The following is a 4,167-nucleotide window of genomic DNA, read 5'->3' on the forward strand; positions in this document are numbered from 1 at the left end:
GGGGGTCGTCCTGGCCCTTGTTCGGCCAGTAGGACATCGCCCGCTCCGCCTGGGCGGTGATCGTCAGCGACGGGTTCACGCCGAGGTTCGCCGAGACCGCCGCCCCGTCCACCACGTGCAGCCCCGGGTGGCCGTAGACCCGGTGCCACGGGTCGATGACCCCGTCGGCCGGGGACGCCCCGATCACCGCCCCGCCGAGGATGTGCGCGGTCATCGGGATGTTGAACGGCTCGGTGAGCGCGCCGCCCGGCGTACCGCCGATCTCCTCGGCGAGCATCCGGACCGCCTCGTTGCCGGCCGGGATCCAGGTCGGGTTGGGCGCACCGTGACCCGGGCCGGAGACCAGCCGCCGGCCGAAGAGGCCGCGCCGGAACCGGGTGGTCAGCGAGTTGTCCACCGACTGCATCACCAGGGCGATCACCGTCCGCTCCGACCAGCCCCGCACCGACAGCATCCGAGCCGCCAGCCCGGGTTGCCGGACGATGCTGCCCAGCCAGCGTCGGACCCGGTGCGGGCCGCCGTCGACCAGCAGCGACTGGAGCAGCCCCATCGCGTTCGAGCCGCGGCCGTAGCGCACCGGCTCGATGTGGGTCTGCGGGTCGGGGTGGAAGGAGCTGGTGATCGCCACCCCCTCGGCGCGGGCCCGCCCGCGGGGCACGAGGCGCCGAGGATCGCCTCGGAGTTGGTCCGGGTCAGCTCGCCGAGCCGGTCGGAGAGGCCGGGCAGCGCCCCGGTCGCCTTCATCTCGTGCAGCAGCCGCTGGGTGCCCAGCGCCCCGGCGGCGAGGACCACCTGGTCGGCGTGGACGACCTGCCGGCGCCGCCGCAGCCAGGCACCCGTCCGCTCGGTGTGCACCTCGTACCCGCCGTCGGGTGCCGGCCGGACGGCGGTCACCGTGGTCAGCGGGTGGACCTCGACGCCGAGCCGCTCGGCCAGCCAGAGGTAGTTCTTGACCAGGGTGTTCTTCGCGCCGTGGCGGCAGCCGGTCATGCAGGAGCCGCAGTGCGTGCAGCCGGTGCGCTCCGGGCCGACGCCGCCGAAGTACGGGTCCGGCACCCGCTGGCCGGGCCGGCCGATGTGCACGCCCACCGGGGTGGCGTGGAAGGTCCGCCCGACCCCCATCCGCTCGGCGACCGCGCGCATCGCCCGGTCCGCGCCGGTGTCGACCGGGTACGTGGTGACGCCGAGCATCCGCTTCGCCTGGTCGTAGTGGCGGGCCAGCTCGTCGCGCCAGTCGGTGATGCCGCGCCACTGCGGGTCGTCGTAGAAGGCGTCCAGCGGCTCGTAGAGGGTGTTGGCGTAGACCAGCGAGCCGCCGCCCACCCCCGCCCCGGAGAGCACCATGACGCCGCCGCCGACCCTGCGGTCGGCCGAGCGGAGCAGCGTGATCCGTTGCAGGCCGTAGCAGCCGAGCTTCGGCGCCCAGAGGAAGCGCCGGGCCCGCCAGGAGGTCTGCGGGAACTCGTCGTCGGCGAACCGACGGCCGGCCTCCAGAACGCCGACGGTGTAACCCTTCTCGGCCAGCCGGAGCGCGGTGACGCTGCCGCCGAAACCGGACCCGATGACGACCACGTCGTACCGCATGAACGCATCATTACCGCTGAGTAGCCATCGCGCCAGCGGCAGTTTTCGCGCGATCATGCTCGGGTCCACCGATCCGTCAGGTCACGCCCGCAACTCGGGCCCCCGGTCGGAGCGTTGTTTCAACGGGGGTGCCGGGCATGGCTCACGAGACAGGGGCGCGACGACCGCGCCGGGTGCTGCTGCTGGCCGCCCTGGCCGCGGTGGTCCTGGTCGCCGGGGGCGCCCTGGTGGTGAACCGGCTGGTCAGCGAGGACGGGCCGCAGCGCCGGCCGGGCGCGGTCGCCGCCACCGCCACCGCGACCGCCACCCCGAGCACCGCCGCGGAGCCCAGCCCGACCGCCCCACCCGGGGCCGGCATCACCGGGCCGCTCAACCTGCTGGTGGTCGGGGTGGACACCCGGGTCAGCGTCCCCGGGTGGGAGCCGCACGGCGACGCCGTGCTGGTGCTGCACGTGCCGGCCGGGCTCGACCGGGCGTACCTCTTCTCGCTCCCCCGCGACCTGCTGGTGGACATCCCGGCCTTCCCCGCCTCGGGCTACAAGGGCGGGAAGACCAAGCTCACCCACGCGATGAGCTACGGCAGCCGGGTGCCGGGCAAGCCCAAGGAGCACCGCGTCGCCCAGGGGTACGAGCTGCTGCGCAGCACGGTCAGCGGATACACCGGGCTGCGGTTCGACGCCGGCGCGGTGATCACCTTCACCGGCTTCGACAAGCTGGTGGACACCCTGGGCGGGGTGGACCTCTACGTCGACCAGCGGGTGGTCTCGCTGCACCGCCGGCCGGACGGCAAGCACCGTGACCCGGCACCCTCCGGCGGCGGCTACGTCGGGCCGCAGATGGTCTACGAGAAGGGCCAGCGGCACCTCAACGGCTGGCAGGCGCTGGACTACGCCCGCCAGCGCTACATCGCCGGCGGCGACTACGCCCGGCAGCGCCACCAGCAGCAGCTCATCCGGGCGCTGACCGCCAAGATCCTCGACGAGAACCTGGCCCGCCAGCCGGACCGGGTCCAGCAGGTGGTCGGCGCGCTCGGCGACACCCTGATCTACGCCGGCGGTCCCCGCATCGTCGACCTTGCATACGCCCTCGGCGGGCTGAGCGTCGACCGGTTCACCCCGGTCGCGCTCCCCGGCAGCGGGGTGGGCAAGGGCAGCGCGTACCGGGGTGAGGAGCTCAAGCCGGTCGGCCGGCAGTTCCTCACCGCGCTCAAGGCCGGCGACGCCGAGAAGTTCCTCACCGCCCATCCTGACCTGCGGGTGAAGAACTAGGGCGGGTCTCCCGGGCTAGAGACGCTTCGGGGCCGGGGGGCGCTCGATGCCGTGCAGCCAGGCGGCGAAGAGCTTGTCCAGTTGCTTGCCGGAGACCCGCTCGGCGACCGCGACGAACTCGTCGGTGGTGGCGTTGCCGTTGCGCTTCTCCGCCGCCCAGGTCTTGAGGATCTTGAAGAACGCCGGGTCGCCGACCGCCACCCGCAGCGCGTGCACGGTCATCCCGCCGCGCTGGTAGACCGACTCGCTGAACAGGTTCTGCCGACCGGGCTCGGCCGGTTTCGTCTGCCAGAGGCGGCTGGACGAACCGGCGTACCGCCGGTCGAAGGCCGCCTGGGCGGTGCCGGTGCCCAGGTGCTCCGCCCAGAGCCACTCGGCGTAGGTGGCCAGCCCCTCGTTGAGCCAGATGTCCTGCCACTTCGCCAGCGAGACGCTGTTGCCGAACCACTGATGTGCCAGCTCGTGGGCGACCACGCCGGTGTTCTCGCCGCCCCGGAAGAAGCCCGCCCCGTAGACCGGGCGGCTCTGCGTCTCCAGCGCGTACCGGATCCGCTCGTCGGCGACCACCACCCCGCCGTACGCGGCGAACGGGTACGGCCCGAAGACGCTCTCCAGGTAGTCGGCGACCTCGGTGGTGCGGGCCATCGACGCGTCGGCGGCTCCCTTGCCGAGCTTGGTGCTGACCGCGCTGAACACCGGCCGCCCCTTGTGCTCGCCGGTCTCGACCCGGTAGTCCCCGATCACCACAGTGCTCAGGTAGCTGGCCATCGGGGCGGCCTCGGACCACTTCCAGGTGGTCCAGCCGTCGGCGTCCGAGCGCCCCTTCGGCACCCCGTTGCTGACCGCGGTCAGCCCCTTCGGGACGATGATCTCGACGTCGTAGGTCGCCTTGTCCGAGGGGTGGTCGTTGACCGGGAACCAGGTGCTCGCCGACTCCGGCTGGCCGAGCGCGATCGCGCCGTCGGTGGTGTGCAGCCAGCCGCCCTCGCCGAGCACCTCGTTGGCCAGCGGCTCCGGCTTTCCCTCGTAGCTGATCTCGGCGGTGAAGCCGTTGCCGGCGGTGAGCCCGGCGGCCGGGGTGACCACCAGCTCGTCGGCCTCCCGCGCGTGCCGGGCCGGCGCACCGTCCACGGTCACCTTCCGCACCGTCAGCCCGGCCAGGTCCAGGTGGAACGCGGACAGGTCGGCGGTGGCGGTGGCCTGCACGGTGGTGGTGCCGGTGAGCCGGTCGGTCGCCGGGTCGTAGCGGACCTTGACGGTGTACCGCCCGACGTCGTACCCGCCGTTGCCGTAGCTCGGGAAGTAGGCGTCGCCG

The 4,167-nt window shown here is 73.2% G+C and carries 2 protein-coding genes and 1 pseudogene; 1 reads left to right on the forward strand and 2 read right to left on the reverse strand.

Annotated elements, in window-relative coordinates:
• A pseudogene (locus JNW89_RS29500) lies at positions 1-1,584 on the reverse strand (FAD-dependent oxidoreductase); the annotation flags it as partial.
• 137 nt (positions 1,585-1,721) lie between these two features.
• On the opposite strand from JNW89_RS29500, the gene JNW89_RS29505 reads away from it, so the two are divergent.
• Entirely contained in the window at positions 1,722-2,852 is a 1,131-nt protein-coding gene (locus JNW89_RS29505; protein WP_238451583.1) for an LCP family protein, read from the forward strand.
• A gap of 15 nt (positions 2,853-2,867) precedes the next feature.
• On the opposite strand, the gene JNW89_RS29510 is transcribed toward JNW89_RS29505, so the two are convergent.
• A partial coding sequence (locus JNW89_RS29510) for a M1 family metallopeptidase (RefSeq protein WP_238451584.1) occupies positions 2,868-4,167 on the reverse strand: 1,300 nt, incomplete at its 5' end.

This window comes from Micromonospora sp. 4G55 (genome assembly GCF_016803375.1).

What these genes read in the sequence shown, in the direction of transcription:
- JNW89_RS29505 (WP_238451583.1), top strand. Translation starts at nt 1,722, where the DNA reads ATGGCTCACGAGACAGGGGCGCGACGACCGCGCCGGGTGCTGCTGCTG.